This is a genomic window from Butyricimonas sp. Marseille-P3923, from assembly GCF_900184685.1.
Classification (GTDB): Bacteria; Bacteroidota; Bacteroidia; order Bacteroidales; family Marinifilaceae; genus Butyricimonas; species Butyricimonas muris.
Window position 1 is genome coordinate 169150 of sequence record NZ_FXXL01000007.1, and the last position, 15923, is coordinate 185072.

The window sequence follows — 15923 nt, forward strand, 5'->3', positions numbered from 1 at the left end:
GTTTTAATTTTAGATTTCTTGATTTATGATTTTAGATTGTTATTCGTAAATCGTAATTCATAAATTAATATTAGTGTTTCATCTCACTCAAATTCTTTACCTGTATATTCCGGATGTTCCGGTATATATTGATAATGATAGCTATTGCCACTGCCGTTTCGCAGGCGGATACCCCGATGGCGAACAGCGTGAAGAAAAAGCCTTCCATCTGATCGGGAAAGAGATAGCGGTTGAACACGGCGAAGTTAATATCTACCGAGTTTAGTATCAGCTCGATGGAGATCAATACTGCCAGTAGGTTTCTCCGGGTGATAAAACCGTAGATTCCCGCGAAAAGCATGATCGTGCTGATCACCAAGTAATATTCCATGTGTAGTTCCATATTCTAATTTTAGATTTCTTGATTTATGATTTTAGATTCTTGATTATAATTCGTAAATCGTATATCGTAAATCATAAATTTGTTTATCGTTTTCGTGCTATCATGATTCCACCGATGATACATGTCAGCAAAAGGATACTGATGGCCTCGAAGGGGAGGAGGTATTGGTATTTCTCCGTACCCATGAGGGCGTTTCCTATGACCTTCATGTTGATCTCGCCTCCCGTGAAACGGGACGGACCGAACGAGTGGGTCAACGTGATGTAGACGCATATAACAGCACCTGCCAGAGCCGTGAGCAGCCCGGCAAACATCTTGCTGTTTTTCAGTTTAGTGACCTTCGTCTTATCGACTGTTGTCAGCAATATCGAGAAGACGTACAAAATAATGATACCCCCGGCGTAGATCGTTAGTTGGACCGCACCGAGAAAGGAGTATTCCAGCTGGAAATATATACCGGCAGTGGCGAAAAGCACAAAAAGCAGGTATGTCGCCGATCTCAGGATCCGGTTGGTCGTCACGGTCAAGATTGAAAAGACAACGATAATCGATGCCAAGATGAAAAAGACCGTTTCTTGTAATTCTGCTGTACTCATGTATTAATTTTAGATTTATGATTTTAGATTTATGATTTCCTCCCGCTTGCTATCACTTTTTTCATTTTCAATTTTCAATTCTCCATTTTCAATTGAATTGTCGTGAAGCATTTTTACCAGCTTATCTCTTGTGAATACCGCGTGTTCGAACGTGGGTACGAAGTGAATGGCGCCTTGCGGGCACATTTTCACACAGAGTTGGCAGAACATACAGCTACCCAGATCGTAGCGATATTTTACCAATACTTTTTTCTTTTTCCCAGCCTCGTCCGTGACGGATTCGGAAGTAATCTTGATCGTGCCGTTCGGGCAATTCATCTCGCAAATACCGCAAGCGATGCACTTGTGGTTACCGTGTTCGTCATGTGGCATCACCAGTTCACCGCGGAAACGGTCGAACATCTTCAATGTCGCCCGGTTCTCCGGGTACTGTTCGGTCGTCTTCTTGGTGAAAAACTCTCGGAGCGTTGCTTTCATTCCCGTCAGTAACGAGAACAAACCCTTGAAGAACGTGCTAAAATATCTTGCTATACTATTCATGTCTTTTCTTTAAAAATGTAGTTTGAATACCACCACGATGACCATAAGGAACAGGTTGAGCAGGTTGAGCGGCAGCAGATAGCGCCATTCCAACCGGAGCAACTGGTCGATGCGCAATCGCGGGAATGTCCATTTGAACCACATGATAATGAATATAATTACACCTGTTTTACCGAAGAACCAAACGATGGACGGAATGTAGTCCATGATTCGGTTGAAACTTTCCCAACCGGGCACGTGCAACGGCATCCAACCACCCAGAAACAACGTGGTTGCCACGGAAGCTACCACGAACATATTCAAGTACTCGGCAAGGTAAAAGAAGCCGAAGTGCATACCCGAATATTCGGTATGATACCCTGCCGTCAATTCGGAATCAGCTTCCGGTAAGTCGAAGGGACCCCGGTTCGTTTCGGCTGTTCCGGCAATCAGGTAAACGATAAACGCGATACATGCCGGGATATGTCCCTTGAAGAGCAGCCAGCCGTCAGCCTGTCCTTCCACTATGGTGGAGAGTTGCATACTTCCGGTAAAGACAACTACCGTGAGGATCGACAACCCGATTGACAATTCGTAGCTGATCATCTGCGCGCCGCTTCGCATGGCTCCGATCAACGAGTATTTGTTGTTACTGGCCCATCCGGCAAGCAGGATTCCCACGATACCGATGGATGAAACGGCGATCAGGAAGAATATTCCCACGTTGAAGTCTATCACGTGCAGTCCCTTGGCAAACGGGATACACCCGAAAGCAAGTACCGACGCGACGATCACCACGAAAGGAGCGAGGTTGAAAAGGAAGCGGTCGATATGGTTGATTTCTATCAATTCCTTGGTCAGCATCTTGATCATATCGGCGACACTCTGTATCGTCCCGTAAGGTCCTACGCGGTTCGGTCCGATACGGCATTGAAAAAAGGCACAAACTTTACGTTCCACGTAAATCAGTACCAATGCGATAAGGGCATACCCCAGCAACAGGCACAACCCGATGAGTATACACTCTACCAGTGTCGCCGCCGCTTGAGGAAGGTAACTTCTCAGAAGTTCATCTACCCAGTGTGTTATTGTTGCAAAGTCAAACATGTACTAATTTTAGATTTAATGATTTTAGATTTTAGATTCCCACCGCACAGCCCACGTTCTTTCTAATCCTAAAATCTTTTTTCATTTTCAATTTTCAATTCTCAATTTTCAATTGTTTGCTATCTGTCCAAGTCCGGTACCACGTAGTCCAGAGTTCCGCCGATGGCGATCAAGTCGGCAATCTTGTTGCCTTTTGTCAATTGATCGACGATGGACACGAGGGGCAGACAGGGGGAGCGGAATTTCATCCGGTAGGGATATTTGTCACCCCGACTCTCGATGTATACTCCGAATTCGCCCCGGCTTGCTTCGACGCTCTTGAAATAGCGACCTTCCGGCAGTTTGATCAGCGGTTTGGTCTTCACGGCGTAGTCGCCCTCCGGGATGTTATCCACGAGTTGCTCAAGGATATGCAGGGATTCCATGATTTCCTCGATGCGCACGATATAACGGGAGAATGAATCTCCCTCGTGGTGGATGATCTCCTTGAAATCTACCTTGTCGTATACCCCGTAAGGCGTGTGCTTGCGGACATCGCATGACCACCCGGCGGCACGTCCGGTCGGTCCGGTAGCCCCGTAAGCGATGGCGTTTTCCCGGGTAAGGATACCCACGCCTTTCAGACGTTGTTGGGCGATCACGTTGCCCGTGAATACCTCGTGGTATTCCTTGATCATCGGGGGAAGGTACTTGATAAATTCTTTCACGCGACGTATCAAGTTCGGGTGAATATCCGCCATCACTCCGCCGATCACGTTGTAATTCTGTATCAAGCGTCCCCCGGTGGTTTCCTCCATGATGTCGAGAACCTTTTCGCGGTCACGGAAACCGTAGAAGAAAGCGGTCAACGCACCCATGTCCATACAGAGGGTAGACCAGAACAACAAGTGGGAAGAAAGACGGTTCAACTCGTCCATGATCGTGCGGATATATTTCACCCGCTCGGGTATCTCCAGTCCCATGGCTTCCTCGATACACATGCATAGCGCGTGGCGGTTCTGGTGTGCCGCGAGGTAATCCAGCCGGTCGGTCAACGCCAGCGTTTGCGGGTAAGTCAGGCTCTCGCACAACTTCTCGATGCCCCGGTGGATATAACCGCAGTTCACGTCCACTTTTTTCACGATCTCGCCTTCCAGCGATACGCGGAAACGGAGAACCCCGTGTGTGGCGGGATGCTGCGGTCCGATGTTCACCACGTACTCGTCTTCCTCGAAAAGAATATTTTCCTTTTCGCTCACTTCGCCCCCGTGCGAGTCTGCCTCGAACGTGGGCATAGTGTCAAATGTTTCCTCGCTATACAACCGTACCGGGTTTATTTCCGGGTTGGCGTCGTAGTCTTTGCGCAAGGGATAGCCCATCCAGTCGTTACGCAGGAACAAACGCCGCATATCGGGATGGTTGATAAACCGGATACCGAGGAAGTCATACACTTCCCGTTCGTTCAAGTTTGCCGTTTCCCAGATATCCGCCACCGTGGGTAATTCCGGGTTTTCCCGGTCGGTAGTGAATGTTTTCAAGAAAATCTTGTGCTCGTGTTTCGTGGATTGCAATAAGCTGGTCACGCCTAGCGAATCGCCCCAGTCTACCCCCGTCATGCAGATCATGAAATCGAAAGCCAGCCCCTCGTCGTTCTTTAAACGTAGGGCTACTTCGCGGTAACGTGCCGCTTCTACCGTCAGGGTAGGAATGGCACCTTCCTCGATGATTGCTTCCGGGTATATATTTTTAATCAAATCAATCATAAATCAAGAAATCATAAATCGTAAGTTACTCCATCTCTTTCTTTTCCTTCCTGTTCTTTCCGCCCAAGAATTTCTCTACTTTTACTTTCCGTTGCAGTTGTATCATCCCGTACAGCAGTGCCTCCGGTCGGGGAGGGCATCCGGGGATGTACACGTCCACCGGGAGTATGGTATCCACGCCTTGCACCACGTGATAGGAATTGCGGAACGGACCGCCCGACACGGCACAGCCGCCCACGGCAATCACGTATTTCGGTTCTGCCATCTGGTCATAGAGGCGTTTCAACACGGGAGCCATCTTATGCACGATCGTTCCGGCAACCATGATAAAGTCGGCTTGCCGGGGACTGGCGCGCGTTACTTCAAACCCGAAGCGGGAGAAATCGTAACGTGCCGCACCCACTGCCATAAATTCGATACCGCAGCAGCTTGTCGCGAATGTAAGCGGCCATAGGGAATTCGAGCGTCCCCAGTTAATAACTTCGTCGAGGCATCCCACCACCACGTTGGTGCCGGACGCGCGCAATTGTTCAAGATACTCGTTATCGTTGAACTCTTCATATTTCATGGATTTGATTTTTACTTCCATTCCAAAGCTCCTTTCTTCCACGCGTAAGCCAATCCCAAGATCAGGACCAGCATGAAAAACAATACATTCAGCAACCCGTCGATACCCGCGTCCTGTACGGTGACTGCCCACGGGTAGAGGAACACGGTTTCCACGTCGAACATCAGGAACAGGATGGCAAACAGGTAGTATCCCGCCTTGAATTGCATCCACGACTTCCCTCGCGTAGGCACGCCGCACTCGTAGGCTTCTCCCTTCTGCTTGTTGTAGGAGCGGGGGGATATGAGCCGGGCAATACCCAAGGCGGCAACTACCAGCACGATAGCCGTGATTAATACGACCACAAATAATGTAAGATTCATAATATTAAAAAATTACAGATTACAAGTTATGGGTTACAAGTCGAAAAGTTACAAGCAATACCGCGAGTTGCAAACTTGTAACTTGCAGCCCGCGGAGCCGGAGGCTCCACTTGTAACTTGGTTAGCGTCAGCTAAACAATAATCTTTCTTAGGGCAAAGACGTAATATTTGGTTTTACCTAAAGTCGAATAGGGATGAAAATACCAGTTCCGCTTGGAATGTCCGGAATCGGTGATATGATCTTTATTAAATCTCTGTATGAAAAACAACACGAGATAGGTTTTCGTGTCCGGCGTGAAATGTGTACTTCCAAGAATGATTTCACACTCTTCCGTGAGAAACGCGATGAATGAAACGGGCGATGAGGTATTGTATATCTCATGCCTGCATGAGCCTCCCGCGCGGATCTCCTGTAAAGGCAATTCCTGCCCCGAAGCCGGTGTAACACTCAGTCCGGCAAACGTTAATAACAGGATTAATATACTACTCTTCAACACATTCTGCATACTATTTCTTAACTTAAGGCACGCGAATATAAGCTAATTTTAAATCAAGGTTGAATATCGCGTGATAAAGAATGTTAATCTTTCATTCTTCGACGAAACCTTTCAAATGTAAAAGATAGTTGTCGGGAACGGTGTTGCATGTCAACTCCACGCTTTTGTTGAACTGTCCGAGCGAGTTCGGGGTGAACGACACGGTTAGCGAGTCCGTTTGTCCCGGCGCTACCGGGCGTTTGTTCCATTTTACTTCGGCACACCCGCACGATGAAACGGCGTTCTTTATAATCAACGGATGTTCCCCCGTGTTACGAAACCGTACCACGGCACGTTTTATTTCCGCGTAAGGAAATGTCCCGAAATCCACGCTGTCTTTCAAGAATACCACGGTAGTTTTGGGTACATTCTTCCCGGCAAGCGATTCGCTGTTTCTCTGCCGGAGATAAATTCCTCCGGCGATCAGGATACCTGTTACGAGTGTAATAACTATACCTTTCTTTTTCATGGAAGTTTATTTTGCCTTCGGCAAGTTGCAGGTTGCATTTGCCTTCGGCAGGTTACAAGTTGTTTTTCTAGCGTTCATGACTGTATTCCAGCTCTCCCTCTGTTTATAGAGGGAGTCCCCCGAAGGGGGGAGGGAGTTTGATCTAAAATTCAAGACTTCTCCTCCCCGGTAAAGATAATGAATGTTTATAAACTTTCACGTTCCCTCGTGTTGTAATTCCCTCGTTTTTTACTAATTTTGTGTCCACAAACAATCAATATATATGAGTGATACAATCCATCATGAATGCGGCATCGCGCTGATTCGCTTATTGAAGCCGTTGGATTATTACCAGAAGAAATACGGCTCTTATCTTTACGGTTTAAATCGGTTATACATTTTAATGGAGAAACAACGCAACCGCGGACAAGACGGCGCGGGAGTTGTTGGGGTGAAGCTCGACATGGAGCCGGGCTACAAGTACATGGACCGCGCCCGGTCGTGTGACGCTAACCCCATACAAGAGGTGTTTGACAAGATACACGCTAATTTTCCTCCCGACCTCACGAGTGAAAAAGACGCGGATTGGGCGAAACAGAACTTGCCTTTCGTGTCGGAAGTTTACCTCGGGCACTTGCGTTATGCCACTTTCGGGAAGAATAATATAGACTACGTCCACCCGCTGAAACGGGCGAGCAACTGGCGGAGCCACAATCTGGCTCTGGCGGCAAACTTCAACTTGACGAACGTTGACGAGTTGTTCGACAGCCTGATCCGGGCGGGACAACACCCGCGGAACTATTCCGACACGGTGACTTTGCTCGAGAAGGTGGGCTATTTCCTCGACGACGAGATACAGGACCTTTACCATTATTTCAAGGAAAAAGGGTTTTCCAAGCAGGAGATTACCCCGTTGATCGAGCAGGCAATCGACCTGCCCGGCGTGTTGGCACGGAGCAGTGCCGATTGGGACGGGGGATATGCCGTGGCGGGCGTACTCGGTCATGGCGATGCTTTCGTGGCTCGTGACCCGTGGGGGATTCGTCCGGCGTATTATTACAAGGACGACGAGGTGGTGGTGGTCGCCTCGGAAGGTTCGGTGATACAGACAGCCTTCCAAGGGATGAACATGAACATACAGGAGATCAAACCGGGATATGCTTTGATTATCAAGAAAGACGGTACTGTTACCGAAGAACTCGTGCGCGAGCCGAAAAAGCGGAGCAGCTGTTCTTTCGAACGTATCTACTTCTCCCGCGGGAATGACAGGAATATCTATCAAGAGCGTAAGAAATTGGGAGAGTTGTTGACGCCGCAATTGATTCGTGCGGTGGATGGTGAGCTCGATAACACGGTGTTTTCTTTTATCCCCAACACGGCGGAAACATCTTTCTACGGCATGGTGAAGGGGATACAGCAATACATGGTGGAGGAGAAAAAGCGTCAGATACGCGAGGGCAAGGCCTCGTGGTGCGAGGAGACGCTGGATGCCATCATTTGCCGGGAACCCCGTATTGAAAAGATCGTGATTAAGGATGCCAAGCTGCGTACCTTTATCACTTCCGATTCCGGGCGCGACGGTCTGGTAGGACACGTTTATGATGTTACCTACGGGGCGGTCAGTGAAAACGACAATCTCGTGGTGATTGACGATTCCATCGTGCGCGGAACCACGCTCCGGCGGAGTATCCTGCGTATCCTCGATCAACTGGGACCTCGGCGCATCGTGGTGGTTTCTTCCGCCCCGCAAATCCGTTATCCCGACTGCTACGGTATCGACATGACGCGCATGAACGAGTTTATAGCTTTCAATGCCGCTATCGAGCTTATCCGCGAGCGGGGTATGGAGAATCTGATCGACGAAGTGTACAAGGATTGTAAGGCGCAGCAAGGATTACCGAAGGAAGAGATAGTGAACCACGTGAAACGAATATACGCGCCCTTTACCGACGAGGAAATTTCCGACAAGATCGCACAAATGGTACGTGACGAACGCTTGCACGCCGAGGTGAAAGTGGTATTCCAGACCGTCGAGAACCTGCACCTCGCTTGTCCCAACGACACGGGCGACTGGTATTTCACGGGCAATTACCCCACTCCCGGCGGAAACAAAGTGGTCAATACCGCCTTTATTAACTGGGTGGAGGGACGTGACGAGAGATCTTATTAATTTTAGATTTTAGATTTTAAATTTTAGATTGAATGATCTGGCTAATTTTAGATTGAAAAGTTTCCCGAAGCAAGGTGGTATTATCTTTGGGAAAAGAACTGGCTTCTCTTTGCGGCAGATGGACGATAGGAGATATTTGATTCCTTACCCGGCGGACGGGCGAGTTGGTAAAATCGGCATTGAGTTTAGTGCCGCGGAGCGAGGCTTATTTGATTGTAATGGCCTTCTTTTCAGTCATGTCGGCACCGCGGGAAATTGCAATAGGCATTTTTGGACCGGGTATTAAAGGGCTGTATTCCAAGACGTGACGTACACGGGTACGTTGGTCGTTCGTGAAGCGGTTTTTCTCGCTGAAGTCATAATCCATGATATTGGTGGACGTGAAAGGAGCCCCGTTACGATCGGTGCGTTGAATGGCTTGCGACCATGGTGTATTTTGATTCCATTTATCCATGTATTCTTGGCGGTTATAATCGGGGGTGTCGTCGCAGTAGTCCGATTCCACTGCCTCACCGATGGAGAAAACGTGGTATAAACCAAGATAGTGTCCCAGTTCGTGGGTAAGTGTGGTCGCCATGATGTCTTGAGAGCTATTAGGAGCATAAACTAGGAGTTTATTTATATAACGGTTGTTTAATGCCACTCCATATACTTGTTTCGTGGGAAGTTTAGTGTAATAGCTATCCGAGGGGGTGAGTCCGGCTAAGGAGTGGGAGCTGGGCGTGAACGGTAGAAAGCTGATCCCCGTTGTACTTCCGTCTGATTCGGAGAACTCGAAAAGAAATACATTGATATAATTATTCGGGTCCCACATGAGATGGATGTCCCCGTATTGGTTTTCAAGGAATTTTTCGCATTCCATGGTGTAATTCGTGTAGCGTTGTATGCGGTGGATTCCGGCTTCGTCAAGTGGATTACCGTCCGGATTACGGGTGGCAAGTTCGAACGTGAGGTTCATGTCACCGCCTTGTCCGTCATAATTCCGGTAGTAACTGTTTGCCGCATCGAGGAGTTCTTCTATCCTGTTTGCCGGGATATTTTGGGACGGGTTCCCGGGATTTAAATAGAGGACGTGGAAGATAACCGGGAGACGGAAATGGTATTCGCCGTCCCGTTTTGCCTGACGGATGGTTATATCTGTTTTGCTTCCGCTTTTATTAGCGAGGGAGAGGGTGACGGAACGTTGATCGGGTGCGATATTGGGAGTAATGGTGATGATCAGTGAGTCACCGGAATCCCCGTTGAGTTGTCGGGTGGAGCACCAGCGCTCGGCACCTGATACCGTCCAATCCGAATTGCTGTTTACCCCGATACGGAGAACGTGTTCGTTATTATCCAGATTGTAAGTGTTGTCGGAAGATAATTCAAGACTATCGTTATCATCTTTCGAGCAAGCGGCGAGGACGACGAGAAAGAGTGTCCAGTATATTAGTTTTTTCATATTATCTTTTCATGTAACGATCCATTTCCCGTTTGGCGTCTTTTTGTTTGAGGGTTTCCCGTTTGTCGTATTCTTTCTTTCCGCGGGCGAGGGCGACGCGTAGTTTGGCGATGCCTTTCTCGTTGAGGAAGAGGCGGAAGGGGACGATGGTGAGTCCCGATTCTTTGGTCTTGCGTTCGAGTTTCACGAGTTCCTTGTGCTGCAACAGAAGTTTGCGGTCACGGCGCTCGATGTGGTTGTAGTAGGTGCCTAGTTTGTATTCGGCGACGTACATGCCCTTAACCCACAATTCCCCGTTGTGGAAGTAGCAATAGGCGTCGACGAGGCTGGCTTTGCCGGCACGGATAGATTTGATTTCCGTTCCCGTCAGCACGATGCCGGCGGTGTATTCCTCCAGAAATTCGTAGTCGAAGGAGGCTCTTTTGTTTTTTATATTGATGTCGTTCTGCATACTTTTATATATTAAGCGTGATGGTGGGAACACGGAATATGATTACCAGTAACCGTTGTATGATCATCGGCGAAACGATGAGCAACAGTCCCACGATGACAAGGGTACTTTTGCGAAGTTGTACGTTGAGTCCGCCCATTTGGTTTATGCCGACGTATAACGTGCGGAGGCAAAGCAGGCTAAGCAAGCCGGTCAGCTGTCCGAGAAAACCTTCGGGCATTCCTTGCGAGAGGCAATGAAAAACGATGAAGATACCCGAACAGTAGACTGAAAGACGAATGGCTACCTCGTTGGCTTCCGTGATTTTGTCCGTGAGATACTCGCGGCTTACCCGATACGTGGCGTAAGCACCTCCAACGGAGGCGACCAAAGTAATGGCAGCTATGGCGAAAGCGTAGAAAGGCGGGGTGTGCAGCAGTTGCAGGAGGAACGTGCAGACGGAACCCGCTACTGCCAAGGGGATAAGGTAACCCCGGAAAACATCCGTGCCATTCATGTTTTCCCGTTTCACCGCCCGCCACTCCGTTTCCGGGTGGAACAGCATTTCCCGTGTTCTGGCGTATATACCTCTGATATCCGATCTTTTTATCATATCGCGAAAGTACGAATTAATTTTAGATTTTAGATTCTATCGATTCGGTGATTTAGTGATTTCGGATTCAGTGATTGGGAATTAATAAATCGTGATAATATTGTAACATATTTTTCTTTAATTTCGTTAGTGTTAAACGTGAGTAAGTTTAGCGGAAAGCGATTGCGGCGGGAGATAATGACGAATTTTAATCTTTAAAATGATGTATATGGAAACGTTGTACGCGGCATTACCGATTATTATTTTGATTATTCTGATGGGAGTGATGAAAGTTTCCGGTGATAAAAGTAGTGTGATAACGCTGTTTATCACGGCATTTTTGGCATTGTTCGCTTTTAATTTATCGGTGCCGGACACGATTAATTCTTTTCTTTACGGGATGCTGAAAGCGTTGATTCCTATTTTGTTTATTATACTGATGGCGATATACAGTTATAACGTGCTGTTGCAAACGAAGAAGATAGAGGTGTTGAAGCAACAGTTTTCTGCTATATCGGTGGACAAAAGCGTGCAGGTGTTGCTGATCACGTGGGGGTTCGGGGGATTGCTGGAAGGTATGGCGGGTTTCGGGACGGCGGTGGCTATCCCGGCGGCGATATTGATCAGCCTCGGGTTCAAGCCGATGTTCTCGGCGGTGGTCAGTTTGATAGCCAACAGTGTTCCGACGGCATTCGGGGCGGTGGGAGTTCCGGTAATCGTGCTGGCACAGGAAACGGGGTTGCCCGTTATCCCGTTGAGTACGGCGGTGGTATTGCAGTTGTCGGTGTTGATGTTGCTGGTGCCTTTCGTGATCACGTTTTTAGCCGATCCCCGGTTGAAGGCATTGCCGAAAAACCTGTTATTGAGTTTGTCGGTGGGAGTGGTGTCGCTGGTGGCGCAGTATCTTGCCGCTCACTATATCGGGGCGGAAACTCCCGCTATTATCGGTAGTGTTGCCGCCATTATCGTGATTGTTCTGCTTGGAAAATTGATTGACAGGGGGAAAGAGAAACCCGCGGGGATGAGTTATTCCGGCGGAGAGATTGCACGGGCATGGATGGTGTACGTGTTGATCATGGCACTTGTACTGGTCACGAGCCCGCTGTTTCCCGTTATCCGGGAGGCATTGCAGTCTGTATTGGTTTCCACGGTGCATATCACGATACGCGGAGAGGTGAAAGTGTACACGATACAGTGGTTGATACAAGGTGGTGTGTTGCTTTTTATCGGTTCCTTTGTCGGCGGGTTGATTCAGGGCGGAAAGGCGGGAGCTTTGCTCGTGCTGTTGTGGCGGTCGGTTGTGCAGTTACGCAAGACGATCGTGACGGTAATCTGTCTGGTGGGATTCTCTTCCATCATGGAAACGTCGGGGATGATCAACCAGTTGGCGGTGGCTCTTGCTGCCGCGACGGGTGCGCTCTACCCGTTGTTTGCACCCATGATCGGGGCATTGGGAACCTTCTTGACGGGTAGTGATACATCGGCAAACATCCTGTTCGGTAAATTGCAGGCCGGGGTTGCCGCGCACACGGGAGTCGATCCCACGTGGTTGTCGGCGGCGAACACGGCGGGAGCCACGGGAGGAAAGATTATTTCCCCGCAAAGTATCGCTATCGCCACGTCCGCTTGCGACCAGCAGGGACAGGAGGGAAGCATATTGAAAGCGGCCATTCCTTACGCGCTGGCTTATGTTATTATTGCCGGGGTGGTAGTGTATCTTTTTGCATGATGGGAAAGCCGGCAAGTTGTAACTTGCCGAAGGCAAATGAAACTTGTAACTAATATTATATATTATGAAGATTGGATTATTTATTCCCTGTTACATCAACGCGATCTATCCTGGTGTGGGGGTAGCGTCGTATAAATTATTGAAGTCGCTGGGGTTGGATGTTGATTACCCGTTGGATCAGACGTGCTGCGGGCAACCCATGGCGAATGGCGGATTCCAGAAGGATTCCGCAAAGTTGGCGGGGCGAATGGAACAGTTGTTCGAGAAGTATGATTACGTGGTGGGTCCCTCGGCAAGTTGCGTGGTTTTCGTGAAAGAGCATTACCCGACACTGTTGCACAAGGAGGAACACGCTTGTATCAGCAGTAGGATATACGAGATATGCGAGTTCCTGCACGACGTGGTGAAAGTGGATAAGCTGGATACCCGTTTCCCGCACAAGGTGAGTATTCATAACAGTTGTCACGGGGAGAGGTTGCTGCATCTTTCGTCACCGAGCGAGTTGGTGATACCCCGCTACTCGAAGCTGAGGGATTTGTTGTCACTGGTAAAGGACGTGGAGGTGTTCGAGCCGAAACGTGTGGATGAATGTTGCGGTTTCGGGGGAATGTTTGCCGTGGAAGAAGCGGCTACTTCCGTTTGCATGGGACAGGACAAGGTACGTGATCATATATCCACCGGGGCGGAATACATCACGGGTGCCGACAGTTCGTGCCTGATGCACATGGAGGGGATTATCCGCCGGGAGAAGTTGTCGATAAAGACGATACACGTGGTGGAGATTTTGGGTAACGGTTTGTAAAGTTTATAAAGTTCATAAGGTTTATAAAGTCTGTTGCCCCCTGCGGGGCGCTTTGCTCACGGCAGCTTGTGCTGCCGATAAACTTAGTCCGAAGGACACCCGTAACCTTATGAACTTTACGAACCTTATAAACTTTATAAACTAATTTGTAAATAACGTAAATCTAAATATTATGAGTTCACACGCTAAAGCAGCCAAGAAGTTTATCGCGGACAAGGAGAGGACGGCATGGCACGATCAGGCGCTCTACTTCGTGCGGGAGAAAAGGGACAAAATGGCGAACGATGTACCCGAATGGGAGGCGTTGCGGGAAATGGCGAGTCAGATGAAACGCCACACGATCAGTAATCTGGGGTATTATCTCGATATGTTCGAGAGAAACGCCACTGCGAACGGTATACACGTGCATTGGGCGAAGGATGCCGAAGAGCACAACCGTATCGTGTACGGGATTATTCAGAAACACGGGGGAAAGAATCTGGTGAAGAGTAAGTCCATGTTATCGGAAGAATGTGGATTGACGCCTTACTTGAAGGCTCGGGGAGTGGATGCCGTGGAGTCGGATTTGGGCGAACGGATCATGCAGTTGATGGGAACGCCGCCCAGTCATATCGTGCTGCCCGCCATTCACGTGAAGCGGGAGGAAGTGGGGAAGGTGTTCGAGAAAGAGTTGCACACGGAACCGGGGAACAGTGATCCGACTTACCTGACGCATGCCGCACGTGCCGCCTTGCGGGAGAAATTCCTGCACGCGGATATCGCCATGACGGGAGTTAATTTTGCCGTGGCTTCATCGGGGGCTTTCGTGGTATGCACGAACGAGGGGAATGCCGACATGGGCACTTCGTTCCCGAAGGTACATATCGCTATCATGGGGTTGGAGAAGGTGATCCCGGATTACAAGGCGTTGGCGCTGTATACCCGTTTGTTGGCCCGCTCCGCCACGGGGCAGCCATCGACGACATACACCTCGCATTACAAGAAGCCCGTTGAGGGACAGGAGATGCATATCGTGATCGTGGATAACGGGCGTACCGATATACTGGCTTGCACGGAACACGTGAATATGCTGAAATGTATCCGTTGCGGGTCGTGTATCAATACTTGTCCGGTATACCGCCGCACGGGCGGTTATTCTTACTCTTATTTTATTCCCGGTCCTATCGGGATTAATTTAGGAATGTTGAAGTCGCCGGAGAAGTACTCGGGTAACGTGTCGGCATGTTCACTTTGTTATTCCTGCTCGAACGTGTGTCCCGTGAAGATAGATCTGGCGGAACAAATCTACAAGTGGCGTCAGAATCTGGCACCGTTGCATCTTGCCGCCGCGTCGAAAAAGTTTATGGAGAAAGGCATGAAATTCGTGATGGAGCGTCCCGGTCTTTTCTATCCGGCAATAAAAGCAGGACGGATAGCCGAAAAGATGCCTCGTTTCGTGCTGTACAACAACCTCGACGCGTGGGGTATCGGACGGGAATTACCACAATTCACGAAAGAGACGTTTAACGAGATGTGGAAGAAAGGGAAGATTAAATGATTGACGATTTATGATTGATGATTTCAGATTTCTCTTCATTTGCTGGGGAACGGTAAAGTCGGTGGAAGGGGGCTTAAAATCTAAAATCTTCAATCTAAAATCATAAATATATAAGTTATGGGTAGTAAAGATGAAATATTTGCAAGGATAAAAGCTCACGGGATTGACCGCGTGGAACGTCCGGAGATGACGTTTACGCCGTTGGTTTATCCTGATCCGCTGGTGCAATTTGAAAAGATATTGAAAGCGGTGGGTGCGAATTACGTGTTGCTTGATAAGGGGCAGGACGTGAACGAGGTAATCCGGAAGGCTTATCCGGATGCCAAGTCGATAGCTTCGAATTTGCCGGAGATTACTTGTGCGACGGTGAATCCGGATATGTTGGATGATCCGAGAGAGTTGAACGGTACGGATGTAGGGGTTGTGCGAGGAGAGTTCGGGGTGTTGGAAAACGGGATGGTGTGGATAAAGCGACAGACTCGTTACAAGGCATTGCTTTTTATCGCGGAGGCGTTGGTGGTGATACTGGATCGCACTCGTCTCGTGAATAATATGCATGAGGCGTATACCCAACCGGATTTCGATGATTACGAATACGGTAGTTTTATCGCCGGACCTTCAAAGACTGCCGATATCGAGCAAGCGCTGGTTATCGGGGCTCACGGGGCAAGAGGGGTGACGGTGATTCTGGAGTAAAGGTTTATAAACCGTCCTCTCCCTTATCGGCTGCCTTCGAGAAAAAGCGATAGGCGGCGAAAGATACTATCAAGGGGAAAAGGTAAATAATTCCCGGGGAGAAAAGGGCAAAATACCAAGGAGCTCCCCATTCCGGGGTATCCGCGAACTGGAGGGCTTTGTAGCCGACGTGGACGATACCGACGCATAGGAATAGAATAGCGGCTATGCCGAATAACTTTCTGTTTTTGAGTGCTTTCGTTTTTTCCATAAATTTGTTATTTGCC

At 48.9% G+C, this 15923-nt stretch carries 18 protein-coding genes; 5 read left to right on the plus strand and 13 right to left on the minus strand.

What is annotated here, in order from left to right:
* Positions 1-70: 70 nt before the first annotated feature.
* The 9 genes from nuoK to CS948_RS12175 form a co-directional block, all read right to left on the minus strand.
* A complete protein-coding gene (gene nuoK, locus CS948_RS12135) occupies positions 71-370 on the minus strand; it encodes an NADH-quinone oxidoreductase subunit NuoK (protein ID WP_099292004.1) in 300 nt (99 codons plus the stop codon).
* A 95-nt stretch (positions 371-465) separates the two neighbouring features.
* Positions 466-978, minus strand: a complete 513-nt coding sequence (locus tag CS948_RS12140) for an NADH-quinone oxidoreductase subunit J (protein WP_099292005.1) — start codon at positions 976-978, stop codon at positions 466-468.
* Between the two features lie 15 nt (positions 979-993).
* Positions 994-1518, minus strand: coding sequence for a 4Fe-4S binding protein (locus CS948_RS12145; protein WP_255301994.1), 525 nt, complete (start codon positions 1516-1518; stop codon positions 994-996).
* A 9-nt stretch (positions 1519-1527) separates the two neighbouring features.
* Positions 1528-2604, minus strand: a complete 1077-nt coding sequence (nuoH, locus tag CS948_RS12150) for an NADH-quinone oxidoreductase subunit NuoH (protein ID WP_099292006.1) — start codon at positions 2602-2604, stop codon at positions 1528-1530.
* Positions 2605-2723: 119 nt separating this feature from the next.
* Positions 2724-4346: an NADH-quinone oxidoreductase subunit C gene (locus CS948_RS12155; RefSeq protein WP_255301995.1), complete on the minus strand. Its 1623-nt coding sequence runs from the start codon at positions 4344-4346 to the stop codon at positions 2724-2726.
* A gap of 25 nt (positions 4347-4371) precedes the next feature.
* The gene (locus tag CS948_RS12160; RefSeq protein ID WP_099292007.1) at positions 4372-4935 is read right to left on the minus strand and encodes an NADH-quinone oxidoreductase subunit B; all 564 of its coding nucleotides are present in this window, start codon (positions 4933-4935) and stop codon (positions 4372-4374) included.
* Positions 4926-5276, minus strand: coding sequence for an NADH-quinone oxidoreductase subunit A (locus tag CS948_RS12165; protein WP_099292008.1), 351 nt, complete (start codon positions 5274-5276; stop codon positions 4926-4928). Before CS948_RS12165 ends, CS948_RS12160 begins: the two co-directional genes overlap by 10 nt.
* 131 nt (positions 5277-5407) lie before the next feature.
* Positions 5408-5782: a hypothetical protein gene (locus tag CS948_RS12170; RefSeq protein ID WP_099292009.1), complete on the minus strand. Its 375-nt coding sequence runs from the start codon at positions 5780-5782 to the stop codon at positions 5408-5410.
* An 82-nt stretch (positions 5783-5864) separates the two neighbouring features.
* A complete protein-coding gene (locus CS948_RS12175; RefSeq protein ID WP_099292010.1) occupies positions 5865-6281 on the minus strand; it encodes a DUF1573 domain-containing protein in 417 nt (138 codons plus the stop codon).
* Between the two features lie 262 nt (positions 6282-6543).
* Between CS948_RS12175 and CS948_RS12180 the strand changes: the two genes are divergently transcribed.
* On the plus strand, positions 6544-8430 hold the full coding sequence (locus tag CS948_RS12180; RefSeq protein ID WP_099292011.1) for an amidophosphoribosyltransferase: 1887 nt from the start codon (positions 6544-6546) through the stop codon (positions 8428-8430).
* 205 nt (positions 8431-8635) lie between these two features.
* Here CS948_RS12180 and CS948_RS12185 read toward each other — a convergent pair whose 3' ends face one another.
* From CS948_RS12185 to CS948_RS12195, 3 genes are read right to left on the minus strand one after another with little or no spacing between them, the layout of a single operon-like run.
* Entirely contained in the window at positions 8636-9871 is a 1236-nt protein-coding gene (locus CS948_RS12185; RefSeq protein ID WP_099292012.1) for a zinc-dependent metalloproteinase lipoprotein, read from the minus strand.
* A gap of 1 nt (position 9872) precedes the next feature.
* Positions 9873-10322, minus strand: coding sequence for an SsrA-binding protein SmpB (gene smpB / locus CS948_RS12190; protein ID WP_099292013.1), 450 nt, complete (start codon positions 10320-10322; stop codon positions 9873-9875).
* A 4-nt stretch (positions 10323-10326) separates the two neighbouring features.
* On the minus strand, positions 10327-10914 hold the full coding sequence (locus tag CS948_RS12195) for a YIP1 family protein (RefSeq protein WP_099292014.1): 588 nt from the start codon (positions 10912-10914) through the stop codon (positions 10327-10329).
* Positions 10915-11122: 208 nt separating this feature from the next.
* On the opposite strand from CS948_RS12195, the gene CS948_RS12200 reads away from it, so the two are divergent.
* From CS948_RS12200 to CS948_RS12215, 4 genes are all read left to right on the plus strand, one after another.
* A complete protein-coding gene (locus tag CS948_RS12200; protein ID WP_099294463.1) occupies positions 11123-12622 on the plus strand; it encodes an L-lactate permease in 1500 nt (499 codons plus the stop codon).
* Between the two features lie 64 nt (positions 12623-12686).
* On the plus strand, positions 12687-13424 hold the full coding sequence (locus CS948_RS12205) for a (Fe-S)-binding protein (RefSeq protein WP_099292015.1): 738 nt from the start codon (positions 12687-12689) through the stop codon (positions 13422-13424).
* A gap of 169 nt (positions 13425-13593) precedes the next feature.
* Positions 13594-14961, plus strand: coding sequence for a lactate utilization protein B (locus CS948_RS12210; RefSeq protein WP_099292016.1), 1368 nt, complete (start codon positions 13594-13596; stop codon positions 14959-14961).
* A 117-nt stretch (positions 14962-15078) separates the two neighbouring features.
* Entirely contained in the window at positions 15079-15657 is a 579-nt protein-coding gene (locus tag CS948_RS12215; protein ID WP_099292017.1) for an LUD domain-containing protein, read from the plus strand.
* Between the two features lie 4 nt (positions 15658-15661).
* On the opposite strand, the gene CS948_RS12220 is transcribed toward CS948_RS12215, so the two are convergent.
* A complete protein-coding gene (locus tag CS948_RS12220; RefSeq protein ID WP_099292018.1) occupies positions 15662-15907 on the minus strand; it encodes a hypothetical protein in 246 nt (81 codons plus the stop codon).
* Between the last annotated feature and the right edge of the window lie 16 nt (positions 15908-15923).

Coding starts and splice junctions, on each gene's coding strand:
- nuoK (WP_099292004.1), bottom strand. CDS start 370: ATGGAATATTACTTGGTGATCAGCACGATCATGCTTTTCGCGGGAATC.
- smpB (WP_099292013.1), bottom strand. CDS start 10,322: ATGCAGAACGACATCAATATAAAAAACAAAAGAGCCTCCTTCGACTAC.
- CS948_RS12220 (WP_099292018.1), bottom strand. CDS start 15,907: ATGGAAAAAACGAAAGCACTCAAAAACAGAAAGTTATTCGGCATAGCC.
- nuoH (WP_099292006.1), bottom strand. CDS start 2,604: ATGTTTGACTTTGCAACAATAACACACTGGGTAGATGAACTTCTGAGA.
- CS948_RS12155 (WP_255301995.1), bottom strand. CDS start 4,346: ATGATTGATTTGATTAAAAATATATACCCGGAAGCAATCATCGAGGAA.
- CS948_RS12185 (WP_099292012.1), bottom strand. CDS start 9,871: ATGAAAAAACTAATATACTGGACACTCTTTCTCGTCGTCCTCGCCGCT.
- CS948_RS12175 (WP_099292010.1), bottom strand. CDS start 6,281: ATGAAAAAGAAAGGTATAGTTATTACACTCGTAACAGGTATCCTGATC.
- CS948_RS12165 (WP_099292008.1), bottom strand. CDS start 5,276: ATGAATCTTACATTATTTGTGGTCGTATTAATCACGGCTATCGTGCTG.
- CS948_RS12145 (WP_255301994.1), bottom strand. CDS start 1,518: ATGAATAGTATAGCAAGATATTTTAGCACGTTCTTCAAGGGTTTGTTC.
- CS948_RS12195 (WP_099292014.1), bottom strand. CDS start 10,914: ATGATAAAAAGATCGGATATCAGAGGTATATACGCCAGAACACGGGAA.
- CS948_RS12200 (WP_099294463.1), top strand. CDS start 11,123: ATGGAAACGTTGTACGCGGCATTACCGATTATTATTTTGATTATTCTG.
- CS948_RS12205 (WP_099292015.1), top strand. CDS start 12,687: ATGAAGATTGGATTATTTATTCCCTGTTACATCAACGCGATCTATCCT.
- CS948_RS12180 (WP_099292011.1), top strand. CDS start 6,544: ATGAGTGATACAATCCATCATGAATGCGGCATCGCGCTGATTCGCTTA.
- CS948_RS12140 (WP_099292005.1), bottom strand. CDS start 978: ATGAGTACAGCAGAATTACAAGAAACGGTCTTTTTCATCTTGGCATCG.
- CS948_RS12170 (WP_099292009.1), bottom strand. CDS start 5,782: ATGCAGAATGTGTTGAAGAGTAGTATATTAATCCTGTTATTAACGTTT.
- CS948_RS12215 (WP_099292017.1), top strand. CDS start 15,079: ATGGGTAGTAAAGATGAAATATTTGCAAGGATAAAAGCTCACGGGATT.
- CS948_RS12160 (WP_099292007.1), bottom strand. CDS start 4,935: ATGGAAGTAAAAATCAAATCCATGAAATATGAAGAGTTCAACGATAAC.